Annotated in this window: 13 protein-coding genes; 4 read left to right on the forward strand and 9 right to left on the reverse strand. The window is 61.8% G+C overall.

All coding sequences use genetic code 11. The annotated features are described in order from the left end of the window. Window positions 1-2 precede the first annotated feature (2 nt). Genes ACX3VQ_RS03760 through ACX3VQ_RS03770 form a run of 3 tightly spaced genes read right to left on the reverse strand, consistent with a single transcriptional unit; the run spans window position 3 to window position 2,936 of the window. Entirely contained in the window at window positions 3-950 is a 948-nt protein-coding gene (locus ACX3VQ_RS03760; protein ID WP_462579608.1) for an MlaD family protein, read from the reverse strand. A 43-nt stretch (window positions 951-993) separates the two neighbouring features. Then, window positions 994-1,821, reverse strand: coding sequence for an ABC transporter ATP-binding protein (locus ACX3VQ_RS03765; protein WP_462579609.1), 828 nt, complete (start codon window positions 1,819-1,821; stop codon window positions 994-996). 2 nt (window positions 1,822-1,823) lie between these two features. Then, window positions 1,824-2,936, reverse strand: coding sequence for an MlaE family ABC transporter permease (locus ACX3VQ_RS03770; protein ID WP_462579611.1), 1,113 nt, complete (start codon window positions 2,934-2,936; stop codon window positions 1,824-1,826). A gap of 228 nt (window positions 2,937-3,164) precedes the next feature. Between ACX3VQ_RS03770 and ACX3VQ_RS03775 the strand changes: the two genes are divergently transcribed. Then, complete coding sequence (locus ACX3VQ_RS03775; protein ID WP_462579612.1) at window positions 3,165-5,924, forward strand: valine--tRNA ligase; 2,760 nt, start codon at window positions 3,165-3,167, stop codon at window positions 5,922-5,924. A gap of 118 nt (window positions 5,925-6,042) precedes the next feature. Next, on the forward strand, window positions 6,043-6,774 hold the full coding sequence (locus tag ACX3VQ_RS03780) for a 7-carboxy-7-deazaguanine synthase QueE (RefSeq protein ID WP_462579614.1): 732 nt from the start codon (window positions 6,043-6,045) through the stop codon (window positions 6,772-6,774). A gap of 130 nt (window positions 6,775-6,904) precedes the next feature. Here ACX3VQ_RS03780 and ACX3VQ_RS03785 read toward each other — a convergent pair whose 3' ends face one another. The 5 genes from ACX3VQ_RS03785 to ACX3VQ_RS03805 form a co-directional block, all read right to left on the reverse strand. Next, a complete protein-coding gene (locus ACX3VQ_RS03785) occupies window positions 6,905-8,632 on the reverse strand; it encodes an ATP-binding protein (protein ID WP_462579615.1) in 1,728 nt (575 codons plus the stop codon). A gap of 89 nt (window positions 8,633-8,721) precedes the next feature. After that, a complete protein-coding gene (locus ACX3VQ_RS03790; protein WP_462579616.1) occupies window positions 8,722-9,474 on the reverse strand; it encodes a TIGR02186 family protein in 753 nt (250 codons plus the stop codon). Then, complete coding sequence (locus ACX3VQ_RS03795; RefSeq protein WP_462579617.1) at window positions 9,471-10,382, reverse strand: sulfite exporter TauE/SafE family protein; 912 nt, start codon at window positions 10,380-10,382, stop codon at window positions 9,471-9,473. Before ACX3VQ_RS03795 ends, ACX3VQ_RS03790 begins: the two co-directional genes overlap by 4 nt. 57 nt (window positions 10,383-10,439) lie before the next feature. Continuing rightward, complete coding sequence (locus ACX3VQ_RS03800) at window positions 10,440-11,576, reverse strand: hypothetical protein (RefSeq protein ID WP_462579618.1); 1,137 nt, start codon at window positions 11,574-11,576, stop codon at window positions 10,440-10,442. Continuing rightward, on the reverse strand, window positions 11,573-13,012 hold the full coding sequence (locus tag ACX3VQ_RS03805; protein ID WP_462579619.1) for a glycosyl transferase family protein: 1,440 nt from the start codon (window positions 13,010-13,012) through the stop codon (window positions 11,573-11,575). Before ACX3VQ_RS03805 ends, ACX3VQ_RS03800 begins: the two co-directional genes overlap by 4 nt. Before the next feature lie 86 nt (window positions 13,013-13,098). On the opposite strand from ACX3VQ_RS03805, the gene nhaA reads away from it, so the two are divergent. Further along, window positions 13,099-14,322, forward strand: a complete 1,224-nt coding sequence (nhaA, locus tag ACX3VQ_RS03810; RefSeq protein WP_462579620.1) for a Na+/H+ antiporter NhaA — start codon at window positions 13,099-13,101, stop codon at window positions 14,320-14,322. Window positions 14,323-14,378: 56 nt separating this feature from the next. On the opposite strand, the gene ACX3VQ_RS03815 is transcribed toward nhaA, so the two are convergent. After that, complete coding sequence (locus tag ACX3VQ_RS03815; RefSeq protein ID WP_462579621.1) at window positions 14,379-14,816, reverse strand: VOC family protein; 438 nt, start codon at window positions 14,814-14,816, stop codon at window positions 14,379-14,381. 81 nt (window positions 14,817-14,897) lie between these two features. Between ACX3VQ_RS03815 and ACX3VQ_RS03820 the strand changes: the two genes are divergently transcribed. Beyond that, a complete protein-coding gene (locus tag ACX3VQ_RS03820; protein ID WP_462571448.1) occupies window positions 14,898-15,656 on the forward strand; it encodes an SIMPL domain-containing protein in 759 nt (252 codons plus the stop codon). The last annotated feature ends 32 nt before the right edge of the window (window positions 15,657-15,688 follow it).

A 15,688-nucleotide genomic window follows, 5' to 3' on the forward strand; every position in this document is an offset into this window, starting at 1 on the left:
CCTCATGGCTTGTAATCCGGTAGCGTCTCGCCCTTCAGCAGAGACCCTACGCCCTGGCTTTCGAGCTTTTCGGTAACCTTGCGCAGCGCCCGGCTGGTCGCCTCAAGATCGCGCATGGCAGCCTCTGCGGCAGGAATCGTGGTTTGCGACAATTGCTGCGCGGCGGGCTCTGCCGCATCCAGCGTTCTTGCCAGCGAGGCAGAGGCGACATTGAGCGATTCGAGCGTGCCGCGCAGTTCCTTGGCGAGCGATTGCCCCTCACTATTGATCACCTGATCGGTCGAATCCATCACCTTCTCGAAGGAATCGAGCGCTTCGGCGGCCTCGGTCAGCGTGACCTGCAGCTCGCCCAGCGTCGCATTCACTTGCGGCGCGGTGTCGGCAAAGCTCTTGGTCATCGCATTGGTATTGCGCAAAATCGCGGCAATCTCGGCCTGATTCTCGTCGGAAAGGACCTGGTTCAGGCGCTCGGTCAAGGTCGCCAGCCGTTCGAGCAGCAGGGGCGCATTGGCTAGAATTTCGTTGAAACCGCCGCGCGCGGGCGGAATCAGCGGAACACCTTCCGGGCAAGCGGTGGTCTCGCAGGTGATGGGCGGTGCATTCTTGCGCGCGCCATCAAGCATGACGGTGGAAACCCCGGTGAAGCTGGCCTGGATGGTGGCGGTTATGCCCACCAGCACCGGTACATCATCCTTCACCTTGATCCGCACGCGAACGTACTGCGGATCCCTGCGCCACAAGGCGATTTCGCTCACCTGCCCTACCGGCACACCGGCGAAGGATACTTGCGAACCCTTGGCAAGGCCGGAGACCGATTGCTGGAACAGGATATCGTACTCGTTGCTCGCCCCCTCGCCCAGCCGCGCGATCCACACGATGAAGGCAGCCAGCGCCGCCAGCAGCAGCAGCGTGACTGCGCCGACCCAGATATGATTGGCCCGTGTTTCCATACGCTTCCCTTATGGCCTTCCCGTCTCGCAAATGTCCATCGGCTTAAGCTGCGCCATCGGCGCGCTGCTTGCTGGCACGCGCGGCCCGCCCACGTGGCCCGTTGAAATATTCGTCAATCCAGGGATGCTTGCTTTCGATCAGTTCGGGGATCGTGCCAACCGCGATGATCCGCTTGTCAGCGATCACCGCCACCCGGTCGCAGATCTCGTAAAGCGTATCGAGATCATGCGTGATCAGGAACACGGTGAGGCCCAGCGTTTCCTGCAATTCCTTGGTCAACCGGTCAAACTTGGCAGCACCGATCGGGTCAAGCCCTGCAGTCGGCTCGTCAAGAAACAACAGTTCAGGATCAAGCGCCAGCGCGCGCGCCAGCCCGGCGCGCTTCTTCATTCCGCCCGAAAGTTCCGCCGGGAACTTGCACACCGCATCTTCGGGCAGGCCAGAAAGCATGACCTTGTAGCGCGCGATATCGTGGCGCAGCTCATCCTCGATATCGGGATAAAACTGCTTCAAGGGAACTTCGACATTCTCCCCCACGGTGAGGGTAGAGAACAGCGCCCCGCCCTGGAACAGCACGCCCCAGCGGCTGCGCACGCCAAGATAGGTGTCAGGCTCGGCATTGACGATCGAACGGCCAAACACCTCAATCTCGCCCTCTGCGGCGGCCTGCAGCCCGATAATCGCGCGCATGAGCACCGATTTACCGGAGCCTGATCCTCCCACCACGCCCAGGATCTCGCCGCGATTGACCGAGAGCGAGAGGTTGTCGTGCACCACATGCTCGCCAAAGGCTGTCTTCAGCCCTTCGACCACGATCGGGTGTTCGCCGCGAAAGCGCTTGTGTGCGTCCGGCGCGTTCTGTCCCGGCATGTTCATCCCCACCCGATCTCGGTGAAGAACACCGCGAAGAAGGCGTCAAGTACGATCACCGTGAAGATTGCCGAGACCACCGCCATGGTCGTCCTGAGCCCGACCTCTTCCGAATTTCCGCGCACCTGCATGCCGTGATAGCAGCCCGCCAGCGCAATGATCAGCCCGAAGGGCAGCGCCTTGATCAGCCCGACCCACAAATCATAGGTCGGCACCACTTCCTCGATCCTGATAAGGAAGGTCCAGAATGGTATGCCCAGCATCAGTTCGCCCACCACCGCACCGCCGATGATTGCCACCACGGAACTGTAGAAACCCAGCAGCGGCATCATGATGATCGCGGCGAGGATGCGGGGCACCACCAGCGCCTCGACCGGGGAAATGCCGATCGTGCGCATCGCATCGACCTCTTCGGTCAGCTTCATCGTACCGATCTGCGCAGCAAAGGCCGAGCCTGACCGGCCTGCGACCATGATCGCCGTCATCAGAACGCCAAGCTCGCGCAGCGTGATCCGCCCGACAAGGTTCACGGTGAGCGCCTCGGCGCCGAATTGCTGGAGCTGCACAGAGCCTTGCTGCGCAATCACGATGCCGATCAGAAAGCTCATCAACCCGATGATCGGGAGCGAGGAAACGCCCACCAGTTCCATCTGGCGCACCAGTGCCTTGACGCGGAATCGCCGCGGATGGATCAGCAGGCTGCCGCAGGCGATCAGAACCTGGCCGAGAAAGCCGATCACATTGACCACGCCTTGACCGCCCTTGCTCACAAGATCTCCGGTCAATTCCGGGATCAATTCCCACAGTGGCACGCGTGGCGGAGTGAGGTCAGCCTCGCTGCGCGCGGTTTCGACTGCGGCCAGCAGGCGCTTGGCACGCCCGCTCTCGCCGGTGATTTTCGCCCCGTGCCGTGCCGCCAACCGGCACGCCACCCAGGCACCGACTGTATCGATCTCCGACACCGCCGACAGGTCAATAGTGCCGAACTCACCTTCGATTGCGTGCAGATCCTGGTCAATCGCGCCGATTGTCGAGACGAGATAGGGCCCGGAGAGGACCAGCCTCGCCTTGCCGCCTTCATCCTGCTCGATGGAAAATTCGGCTCCGCCGCTCATGGTGCCAAGCTATGCTAGGAAAATCGGGCCATAACAAGCGTGCAGTTGCGATGCCGCGTATCAGCCGTTGCTTCGCAGGCGCAACATTGGCAAGGGCATATTGAAATTTGAACGGCTCCAGCCCACTCCCCCTCCCAGCCACCCGATAGCTTCCATGCATCATATCGGGTGGCTGGGAGGGGGAGTGGGCCGGCACCGCCGACGAGCGTCAGCGAGCAAAGAACGATTATGCAACTGCCCAAGACTTTCGACCCCGCCGCGATTGAGGCGAAATGGTATTCCCATTGGGAGGATAACGGCCTGTTCCGGCCTGCACGCCCGGATGCGCAGCCCTTCACCATCGTCAACCCGCCGCCCAATGTGACGGGCAGTCTGCATATCGGCCACGCGCTCGACAATACGCTGCAGGACGTGGTGATCCGTTACGAGCGGCTGCGCGGCAAGGATGCGCTGTGGGTGGTGGGCACCGACCACGCGGGCATCGCGACGCAGATGGTGGTCGAACGCCAGCTGGAAGAACGCCAGGACAAGCGCACCAATTACACGCGCGAGGAATTCATCGCAAAGGTGTGGGAGTGGAAAGAGGAATCTGGCGGCACCATCACCCGCCAGCTGCGCCGCCTGGGCTGTTCGATGGACTGGCGCCGCGAACAATTCACCATGGACCCGCATTTCACTCGCGCGGTGACCAAGGTGTTCGTCGATCTCTACAATCGTGATCTGATCTATCGCGACAAGCGGCTGGTCAACTGGGACCCCAAACTGAAAACCGCGATTTCGGACCTTGAGGTGGAAACGCATGATGTGCAGGGGCACTTCTGGCACTTCAAGTACCCGTTGGCGGGCGGCGTGACCACGGCAGACGGCGCGGATCACCTCGTGGTTGCCACCACGCGGCCCGAAACCATGCTGGCGGATATGGCGGTGGCGGTGCATCCGGACGATGCGCGCTACAAATCGGTCGTGGGCAAGCATGTCGTCCTGCCGATCACCGGGCGCCGCATCCCCGTGGTGGCCGACGAGCACGCCGATCCCGAGCTGGGTTCGGGCTGCGTCAAGATCACCCCGGGGCATGATTTCAACGATTTCGAGGTAGGCAAGCGCGCGGGAATTGCGCCCGCGGACATGCTCAACATGCTCGATGCCGAGGCGCGCGTGTGCCAGACATCTGATGGGCTGATCCCCGGCGAATTGCTGTCGCTCGACCGTTTTGACGCGCGCAAGGCCGTGGTCGAGCGGCTCAAGGCCGAAGGCTTCCTGATCTCCTATGTCGACAAGGATGGTGTGGAACACGATGCCGAACCGCGCACGATTGCCACGCCATTCGGCGATCGCGGCGGGGTGGTGATCGAGCCGTGGCTAACCGATCAGTGGTATGTCAACGCCGAGAAACTGGCGAAAAAGCCGATCGAAGCCGTGAAGTCGGGCGAAATCGAGATCGTACCCAAAAGCTGGGAGAAGACCTTCTTCAACTGGATGGAGAACATCCAGCCATGGTGCGTTTCGCGCCAGCTGTGGTGGGGGCACCGGATCCCAGCGTGGTATGGGCCGGATGGGGCGGTTTTCGTCGCCGAGAGTGAGGAAGAAGCACAGGCGCAGGCAGGCGCAGGCGTCACCCTCACCCGCGATGACGACGTCCTCGACACCTGGTTCTCATCGGCGCTGTGGCCCTTCGCCACGCTCGGCTGGCCCAATCCTCCCCAGAATGGGGAGGATTTATTGTCCCGCCACTACCCCAACTCCCTGCTCATCTCCGGCTTCGACATCCTGTTCTTCTGGGATGCGCGGATGATGATGATGGGGCAGGCGATGACCGGGCAGAACCCGTGGCCGCGGCTCTATCTGCACGGGCTGGTGCGCGCGCCAGACGGGCAGAAAATGTCCAAATCGAAGGGCAATGTGGTCGATCCCTTGGGCCTGATCGACAACTATGGCGCCGATGCGCTGCGCTTCTTCATGGCGGCGATGGAAAGCCAGGGCCGCGACATCAAGATGGATGAGAAGCGGGTCGAGGGGTATCGCAATTTCGCCACTAAGCTGTGGAACGCGGCGCGTTTCTGCCAGGCCAACGGCATCGGTGCCTCGACCAGCATCGCTGCGCCGCCCGCGACATTGGCGGTCAACAAGTGGATCGTGGGCGAGGTAGTCGAGACGCTTGGCGCTATCGACAAGGCGATGGCCGATCTGCGCTTCGATGCGGCCGCGAACGCGATCTACCACTTCGCGTGGGACACCTTCTGCGACTGGTATCTGGAACTGATCAAGCCGCTCGTCACCCCGGCGAAGGCCGGGGTCCATGGAGAGGACAGCGCTGAGGGCGAAATGGATTCCGGCCTGCGCCGGAATGACGATCTGGACGAAACCCGCGCTGTGGCCGGATGGGTGCTCGACCAGATCCTGGTGATGCTGCACCCCTTCATGCCTTTCATCACCGAGGAATTGTGGCACGCGCAGGGGCAGCGGCCTTACGAGCTGATCCTCGCCAAGTGGCCCGATCCGCGGGCCTCAGTGAATGTGGCCGCCACTGATGACGTTTCTTGGCTCATTGAATTAGTCAAAGAAATCCGCAGCGCCCGAAATGAACTCGGTATTCCGCCTGGAAAGCGACTCGAACTTATTCCATCACACGAAAACTCACGGTCAGATGGGCGGTTTAGAAGACACTATTCAACAATAAGCAAATTGGCGCGGGTGGAAACTCCGGAATTCCCGGGTTCAGTGCCGCTACCCGCCGCGCAAATCGTCTTGCCTGATGCTGTGTTCGTTATTCCACTCAAAGGCGTGATCGATATCGATGCCGAAAAGGCGCGCCTCACCAAGGCGCTCGAAGCGTCCGAAAAGGAAGCCAAATCGCTCGAAGGCAGGCTAAGCAACCCCGCATTCGTCGAAAAGGCCAAGCCTGAGGCGGTCGAGAAGGCCCGCGCCGATCACGCGCACCATGCTGCCGAGGCCGAGCGGCTGCGCGCGGCGCTGGCAAGGCTGGGATGATGATCCTCCCCAAATTGGGGAGGGGGACCATGCGCAGCATGGTGGAGGGGCGCGCGCCCACAATGTGCCCCTCCACCCCCCTTCGGGCGGTCCCCCTCCCCGCTACGGGGAGGATTTCATGCTGACGCTCGCCACCCAGGCTCCCGGCGAACCGGAGATTTTCGCCAGCCTGCAAGGCGAAGGGCCGAGCGCGGGCATGCCGGTCGCCTTTGTGCGCCTGTCGCGTTGCAACCTCGCCTGCACCTGGTGCGACACGGCCTATACCTGGCATTTCGAGGGCGATAACCGCCCGCATCGCGGCGGCGAAACCTACGAGCGCAAGGCAAATCAGGTGGCGCTGGAGGTGACCGATGTCGCGGCGCGGATTGCCGCGCTGGGCCAATCGCGCCTTGTCATCACGGGCGGCGAACCTTTGTTGCAAGCGGGGGCGCTGGCGCAAATGCTGGAAAATCTGCCCGATATTGCGGTCGAAATCGAAACCAATGGCACGATTGCAGCGCCCGCACGGCTCGATATCCGTGTCGATCAATACAACGTCAGCCCCAAGATTTCGCATTCAGGCAACGACGCCGCGCTGGCGCTGATCCCCGAACGGCTCGACGCTTACGCCGCCGATCCGCGCGCCTTTTTCAAGTTTGTGATCGCCGCGCCTGAGGATGTGGCAGAGGTGCTGGAATTGCAGCGCCGCTATCGCTTCCGACCGGGCCATGTCTTCCTGATGGCGGAAGGCACCGACAGCGCCACACTGCGCGCGCGCGAAGCATGGCTCAGCCAGCTATGCCTTGAGCACGGCTTCCGCATGAGCGACCGGCTGCATATCCATTTGTACGGGGATACGCGCGGAACGTGAGCCAAATCGTCATTGCGAGCCGAAGGCGAAGCAATCCAGCATCTGCCTTTGCACCACTCTCAGCGTTCGATGATGGATTGCCGCGTCGGCTCTGCGAGCCTTCTCGCAATGACGGTACCTGGAATGAAAATCACCCCTGCGAACGCCAGCGTTGGACAACGCGCTGGACAGTCTCTTCTTCGCCGCCGCTTTCGTTCCACAGATCGACAAAGCTCGGGTCTTCGGAGGCAGGCCGCTTGTTTTCCTCGAGATTGTCAAAGGCCACGCGGATCGGGATGGCCACACCTTCGCCGCAGACGATGCATTCGCGGTTGCGCAGCGCCGGGATCGAATCGAGGAAGCCGCGCGCACCTTCAGGCATGGCTGCGCGCACGAAAGCCTGGTCGCGATCATTGTTGAGGCGCATCGAGATGATCGTGCCGCACTGCGACAGCACGCCTTCGGCAAGGTCGGAGGGACGCTGTGTAATCAGGCCCAGCGAGATGCCGTATTTACGGCCCTCCTTGGCGATCCGCGAAAGAATGCGGCCCACCGAAGAGCCATCGGCATTCTTCTCGTTTGGCACATAACGGTGCGCCTCTTCGCACACCAGCAGGATCGGGCGGGTGCGATCATCGCGGCCCCAGATGGCGAAGTCGAACACCAGGCGGCTGAGCACAGCCACCACCGTAGAGGTGATGTCAGACGGTACGCCAGACACGTCGATGATCGAAATCGGCTTGCCGTTGCCCGGCATGCGGAACACCTTGCCGATGAATTCGGACATGGTGTCACCCACCAGCATTCCGGAGAACATGAACTGGTAGCGCGGGTCAGCCTTGATCTCGTCAAGCTTGCTCTTGATCCGCATGAAGGGCGCGGAAGAAGTAGCCTTGTCGAGCTTGCCCATTTCGTCTTGCAGCTTGGTCGAAAGATCCGACAGCAGGTAGGGGATAGGCGAATCGACGGTAATCTTGCCGAGACGTTCGGCAAGCCGGTTCTTTTGCCGCGCATGCAGCAGACACTTGGCCAGAATATCGGCGTCAACCTGGCGTTCGTTGCCGCCGCTGGTCAGCAACACTTCGCAGTGTTCCTCAAAGTTCATCAGCCAATAGGGCATCTGCAGGTTGGAAACGTCGAGGATCATCCCGGTCTGGCGGAACGCGGCCGAATATTCGCCATGCGGGTCGATCATCACGATGTGACCATCGGGCGCAGCCTGGCAGATCCGATGCAGGATCAGCGCGGCACTGGTCGATTTACCGGTGCCGGTCGATCCGAGCAGCGCGAAGTGCTTGCCCAGCATGGCGTCGATATAAAGCCCCGCGCGGATATCACGGGTGGGGAATACCGTGCCGATTTCGATATTGGCGCGGCCATCGCTGGCATAGACCTGCTTGAGGTCGGAAGTGGTGGCCGGGTAGATCATCGCTCCGGGAACCGGATAGCGCGTCACACCGCGGCGGAACCCGCGCAAGCGCCCGGTCAGCTTTTCTTCAACCCCTTCGCCCAGGAAATCGATATTGGCCAGAATCCCGCCATTGGCGCGGCGATCCTTGCGCTGGTTGCGCACGCTGGCGAGCAGCCAGCTGTCACCCACGCGAATCTTGATCTGGCTGCCAACCTGGCCGGCCAGCGCGATAGACGGATCCTCGTCATCCATGCATTCGTTGAGCCGCTCGATATCGAGCGCGATCTGCGAGCCCGAACCGGCAATTTCAAGCACTACGCCAATCGGCATGCGGGCGTTGTCACTGGGTTCTGCTGGAGCATTCTGGGCGGACCCAGCGGGCGACGATGCGGGCGGCGGCGCGGCATGCGGTTGCTGCCCGCCTGCCGGATTGAACTGGTCGAAATTCTGATTGCCCATATCGGTCATGCAATGGCCCCAAATCGCGTGGATTCACAATGGGCGTGGACTAGCGTGACGAGGTTAAAATCGTGTCAACGATGGCACCGCGGCTAAGGTTATATGAACGCAAACAATCGTCCCGCGATCCAGCCCATCGAGACCGAAAGGAATACTGCCGCCATCCCGTACCACAGCGCATAGGCTTGCGAGAAAAGCTCGACAAAGCGTTCGAAGCCGACCTTGCGCACCTCGACTTCCGCAATCGCAGAGGCAATCACCAGGCCATCGCGAATGGCAAAGGTTTCAGCGGTATATTGGCCAGTCGTGACATTCGATGGCAAGCCGATCCGGGCCTGATAGAGGACTTGTTCACTGATCGTGACGCCGCCCATGTCTTCCTTATACAGGCCCTTGCGCTGGCGCAAATCAACCAAGCCGGCGGCAAAGCGCGCCTGCTTTTCAGGCTCTATCTGCCCGGTTGGCGAAAGCTGGATGAACTGGGTGCCAAGCTCGTAGATCGCGGCCGTACGCTCATCAACGATCTGGTCGACAGGGCGCGAAGCGGCGACTGCGAAGAACGCGGGTGCAGAGCGGAAGTCCGAACTCTCCGCGTTCATCCACATGCCAAGGATGCGATCCTTTTCGCGGATCCGGATCGGCTCGCTCGGGCCCTTGAGCACCACCACGATATCGTAATCGGAACCTGCACGCCCGCCGCGCGGATCAAGGATGGCGCCATAGAGCAGCAGTTCTGTACCGGTGAAACCCTGGCGCACCTGCACCTCGCTCTGCGATACCGCTGGCACCAGGATCGCGTCGCGCTGTCCCATCAGCATCAGCGCAGCAAAGATCAACAAAAGCGCCCTCATAGCGGCGCCACCGTGTAAATCTCGTCAGGCTGCACACCAAGCCCGAACAACATTCGCAGTGCTACCGCCAACACAATCACGGCCAGCACCAGTCGCAGGATTTCGGGCCGCGCCTTGAGCGCAATCTGCGTGCCGAACTGCGCACCGAGGACCGACCCCAATAGCAGCAATCCGGCGAGCACAATGTCGACCGCCTGCGTTGTAAGCGCGTGCACCATGGTGGTCGCCATGGTCACGAACAGGATCTGGAACAGCGAAGTGCCGACCACCACATTGCCGCTCATTCCCAGGATATAGAGCATGGCGGGCACCAGCAGGAACCCGCCGCCCACCCCCATCAACATGGTCAATATGCCAATCAGAAAGCCCAGTATGGCCGGCGCGAGGGGCGAAATATAAAGCCCCGAACGATAGAACCGCCAGCGCATCGGCAGCGCCGCCACCAGTGGGTGATGACGGCGCTTGCGTACTTGCGGGGCCTTGCCCTCGCTTGGGCGGAGCACCGCAAGCGCCTCTTGCAGCATAAGCGAGCCGATCGATCCCAGCATGATCACGTATAGCACGTTGATGATCACATCGATCTGTCCGATCGCCTGGAAAAAGCGGAACAGCAAGGCACCGATCAACGCGCCGAAAATACCGCCGCCAACTGTCACCGCCCCCATGCGATAATCGACACCGCCGCGCCTGCTATGTGCCAGCACGCCGGAAACGCTGGCGCCTGTGACCTGCGTGGCAGCCGAAGCGGCGGCCACCGTTGGAGGGATCCCGTAGAATATCAGCAGTGGCGTGGTGAGAAAGCCCCCACCCACCCCGAACAGGCCGGACAGGACGCCGGTCAACCCGCCCAGCGCGACGATCAGCAGACCGTTCACGGAAAGATTCGCAATGGGCAGGTAAACATCCATGAAACCCGCGTAGCCCAGCAGGGTTACGGATTAAAGCCGCTGAAGGCCGGTATCGGCTTAAAAGCGTGTCGAAACCGTCAGCGCCATACCCGAAGGCGGCTCTGCATCACCGGCTATGCGTCCGCGGTAATCGAGCGAGATGCGCGCCGGGGTCTCGCCAATAGTCATGTCCAGCCGCACGCTGGGGCCAAGATCGAGCCGCCCAGCGCCTTCCTGTGCCCCGCCCCAGGCCGCCGCGCCAAGGCTCAGCTGACCAAGGTCAAAACGGTAAACACCACGCAACACATGCGCTTGCCCGTCGACGAAGGGGGTGGCTGCTTCTCCAGCCACATAGCCGGCCTGAAGATAGGCCTCGGCCCGCAGGCCTGCGGGCAAGCGAATTACCGGCAGTTCGGTGGTGACAAAGGCTGCCGGGCGCAGTTCGGTGCTTTGGGAGAATTCGGTTACCCGCAATTCTGCGTGAACACGCAGCGGCACTGGTGCAAGCGGCCGCGCAGAAAGCCCCGTCGCAAGCTCGCTCTCGCCGCCGCTGATCAATGCGCGATAGGCCCTGGCATATGCTTGCGGATCACGGCTGCTGCCCGGAGCCAGGCTATAGCGCAAGACCGCCCCTGCCTGGCTCGCGCCATAGGTTGGCACACGGCCTTGCGAGACCAGCGCACTGCCCGATCCTTCACGCCACAGCGCCCAGCTATCGAGCGACCAGCGGCCGGTGTGGGGATAATCGCGATTCCGCGCCAATGTTGCAGTCTCTCCGGGGCGGGCGACCTGCTCCAGTTGCGGTTCGAACTCACTTGGCAGGTGCAGACGAGCCATCGCCGCCAACCACAGCATTTGCTGGCCCGCTTCAGCCCTGTCACTGCCCTGGACCGGCGGTGCGGCAAGTTGGCTCCATTGCAGCGGCGGCGTTGCCCGCCGGCCGCGTATCGCGTCACCGGCCCTCGGCGGTGCATCTTGCCTGACTAAACCTGCATCGGCTTGCTGCGGAAATTCCGCTGCAATGATGGTGGGCGGCGGCGGAATTTCACGGGCTGCCAGCTTCGGCGCGGCAAGCTCGCTCAACCCTCCAATGGTCGACCATGGTGTTTCCCACATGGCAATGCGGGCACCAGTCCAGACCGACAGAACCACCGCGAGCATGATCAGAGGCTGTCCGCGCCGCGTGCGCGCCGCATTCTTCCTACGCATGCTCATGCCAGGCCGCGCGCCCGTGCCCGTGTCATCGCCGGGTCTCCTGCGCGGCTGGGATGATCGAAATGCGGGGTCTTGTCCCATACCACGCCATGCCCCACCAGCGAGCGGACATAAGCCACCAGGGCCCTGCGGCCGGCCATGATCGCGATGATATTGGTGATCGGGATACGCAGCACGGCGCGCAGCCCTTCTTTAACCCCGAATTCGCGTGCGGAGAAACCGAAGCGAAAGATCACCCGCCACAAGAACGCAGCGAAATTGGCTGCCAGCAACAGTTTGAGCGTCGGCGATAACGCAACCGCTTCGCCATGGCCCAGTGCCGCAACCACCCAGCCAAGCGCCGAAAGCGCCAAAAGCAGATAACCGGCAAATAGCACCAGCGCGGTAAGCGGCCCGCGCCGGTCGCGCATCCGCATCCAGTGTTCGGCAAGGCCCGCTTTGCCCGCGCCCGAATACCAGCCCATCCGGTCCCACCCCTGAAAAGCGATGCCATGAATCCAGCGCGTCTTCTGGCGAACCACCAGGTCAAGCCGAGCGGGGAAATAGGCGCGCGTGGCAATCAGCCCGCCATCGAGATGCCGCATACGAATAAAGCGGCAGCGCCCGCCCAGTTCTGCAATCCGCAGGCCCAGCTCGTAATCTTCGGTCAGAGATTCGGCCTCGAACGGCCCCTCCCCGCCGCGCTCCCGCGCAAGCCGCTTCAGCGCGTCCCGCGCAACTGCACAGCCTACTCCCGCTGCCGGCAGAGCCGCGCCCAGCGCATCGCGCACCACCAGCGCCTTGCCATGCGCCTCGGCAAATTCCTCGCAATAATGGCTGCCGATCCAGCGGCTGCTTGCCTGCGGCAGCGCCAACACCGGCAATTGCACGAAATCCGCCTGCGAAATCGCCATGTCGAGCAGCTTGAGCGCGGCTGGATCAACCATATCCTCGGCATCGTGAAACGCCACCATGCGCGCTCGCAGGCCAGTGCGCACTTCATCCTCCAGCAGCGCACGATAAAGCCGGTTCAGGCAATCGGCCTTGGTGGTCGGACCGGCGCGGTCATGAATAACCAACCGCAGCCGCGGATCGCCTGAAGCCGCCGTTGTCACCGCCTCGATTGTAGCCGGATCGTTACGGTAGCATCCGACATAAAGCCGCAGCTCCGCCTGGGGCCAGGCGTTCAATGCATGCGCGATCGTGTCACCAATGACGCTGGCTTCCTGCCACGCCGGAATGAAGACCGCCGCCAATCCCTCAAGCTCGGCAGTTGCGAGCGGCGCACTGTCAATTTTGCCGCTGCGCGCGCGGCCCGTCAACCGCAGCCACAGCCAGCACAAATCCACGGCAACATCGTCAAGCGCGCCGACAAGAAAGAATATTCCAGCAAATAACAGCAGCTCATGCTGGAACAATACCAGCAGTTGCCACGTAGACAGTTCCAGTAATGGCAAGGCGACCCCCTCGCTTGAGTTAGCAGACTAACTCGAACATTCTCCCCTTGCAACGGCGAAGAAAATCCGTGAGAGCGCACCCTGTCATGAATTCCAGCTACAACCCGCTTCGTTCTTTTTTTGCCCCGGTGCGCGCGCTGTTCGTCAGCGATGCATCGGCTGGCGTGCTGCTAATTCTGGTCGCTGCGGCAGCCATGCTGGCGGCCAATTCGCCATTTTCGGAAGAGTATCGAGAGCTGTTCTACGGGGATCTTCGCTGGACCCCGATTGCCAAGCTCGATGATCTACACCTGTGGATCAATGATGGATTGATGGCGATTTTCTTTTTTGTCGTCGGGCTGGAAGTGAAGCGCGAGGTCATCGCCGGGCAATTGGCCGATCCGATGAAACGCCGCCTGCCCGTGGTTGCCGCAGGAGCGGGGATGTTTGTCCCTGCTCTGGTCTACATGCTGGTATCGGGCGGCGGCCAGTATACCAGCGGCTGGGCAATCCCCGCTGCAACAGACATTGCCTTTGCGATGGGCGTGCTGGGCCTGCTGGGCAACCGTGTGCCGGCATCGCTGCGGCTGTTCCTGCTGACCGTGGCGATCGTGGATGACATAGGGGCGGTGCTCGTCATCGCCCTGTTCTACACACCCACAATCAAGGTGATGTGGCTGGTCGCGTCTGTAGTGGTGGTGGGCGTGATGGTTGGCCTTGGCAAAGCGCGCGTGAGCGTCCTGTGGCCCTATCTCCTGTTGGCTTTGGTGCTGTGGTTTTGCGTGCTGAATACCGGTGTCCACGCCACTATCGCCGGGGTGGTTGCAGCGCTTACGATCCCGATGATGCGCAAAGACGGCAATTCGATGCTTGAGAAGCTGGAGCACAACCTCGCCCCGTGGAGCGCCTATCTGATCGTGCCGGTATTCGGCTTTGCCAATGCGGGTGTCGCACTGCAGGGGCTGGGCGTTGAGGCGCTGTTTGATCCGCTGCCCTATGCCATTGCTGCCGGGCTTGTCGTGGGCAAGCAGCTGGGTATCTTTGGGGCGGTGTGGCTGGCGGTCAAATCCGGCTTCGCGCAGAAGCCCGACCGGGCGAGTTGGGCGGAAATTTATGGCATCTCGATCTTGTGCGGTATCGGCTTCACTATGTCGCTTTTCATCGGCGGCCTCGCCTTCCCCGGCAACCAGTTGCTGATCGACGAGGCCAAGCTGGGCATCCTGTGCGGATCCGCCATTTCGGCGGTGCTCGGCTATATCGTGCTGCGGATGACCACCACCCATCCCGAAGAGGATTGCTCGGATCAGGGCAACCAGCCAGCCCGGGGATGACCCCCTGGGATGACCAAGGCGCGTAGGGACGCATCCAAGGCACGGCGCCCCTGCAACTACCAGCTTCCGGTGTTTTCCATGCTCGCCCAAGGTTCCTGCGGCGGCAGGTGGCCTTCCTGCAACAGCTCGACCGATATTCCGTCGGGTGATTTGACGAAGGCCATGTGCCCGTCACGCGGGGGGCGATGGATCGTGTGCCCGGCATCCATCAGCCGCTGGCAGGTTTCGTAGATATTCTCGACACGGTACGCGAGGTGGCCGAAATTGCGGCCACCGCCATATTGTTCAGCTTTGCTGCCATCCTCGTTCGGCCAGTTATAGGTCAGCTCGACTTCGGCCACACCCTCCTGCCCCGGCGCGGCTAGGAAGATCAGCGTGAACCGCCCCGCCTCCACATCAAAGCGGCGCACTTCCTCCAGCCCGATCAGGTTGAAAAACGCCACCGTGGCATCGGGATCGGTCACCCGGATCATGCTGTGAAGATATTTGACCATGCTCGGCACCTTTCATTCAAAATCGGTTCATCGATGATAATGCACGGCTTGTCGTGCAAATCGATTTGGAAGGAAGATGCGATGAACGAGCCTGCCGTGCAACCCGCAAGCGACACAAAAGCTGGCGCATTCCTGGGCGATCCCGTCACACTGCGCTGGTTCGGCACCGCGCTGATCGGCTCGCTGGGGCTCATCGTCGGCGGCTATCTGCTGGGTGACGGGCTACTCCGGGCCAAGGAAGCCGACCGATCGGTTACCGTGCGCGGGCTGGCCGAACGCGACGTTGTGGCAAACCTTGCCACCTGGACGATATCCTATTCCGCAACCTCTCCCAGTCTCACCCAGGCACAGGCCAAGATGCGCAGCGATACGCAAGCGATCAGGGACTTCTTCAGCGAGCTAGGCTTCCCGCAAGACGCCCTGCAGCCAACCGGGGCCAATGTCTCGAGCTACACAAATGAGGGCATCACTCAGTTTACCGTGCGCCAGCGCATGGCGCTGCGCAGCGATGATATCGAGCGCGCGCAAAAGGCGGTGGCGCAGCAGTTCGATCTGGTCAACCGGGGCGTGTTCCTGGAGGAAGGGTCAAGCATGGCTTACAGCTTTACCAGGCTCAACGACATCAAGCCCGAGATGGTGGCCGAGGCAACCCGCGATGCGCGCGCATCTGCCGAACAATTCGCGCAGGATAGCGGCGCGGGCGTGGGCGAGATCAAGAACGCCACGCAGGGCTATTTCTCGATCGAAGCACGCGACGGCGACAGCGGCGGCTGGGGCGTCAGCGACACACCGTATAAAAAGGTGCGCGTGGTCACCACTGTGAACTTCGCGCTCGATTGATTGCGCCCCCAGGAAAGAGAAAGGGCACAAGC

This window comes from Altererythrobacter chaiwopuensis (assembly GCF_054957735.1).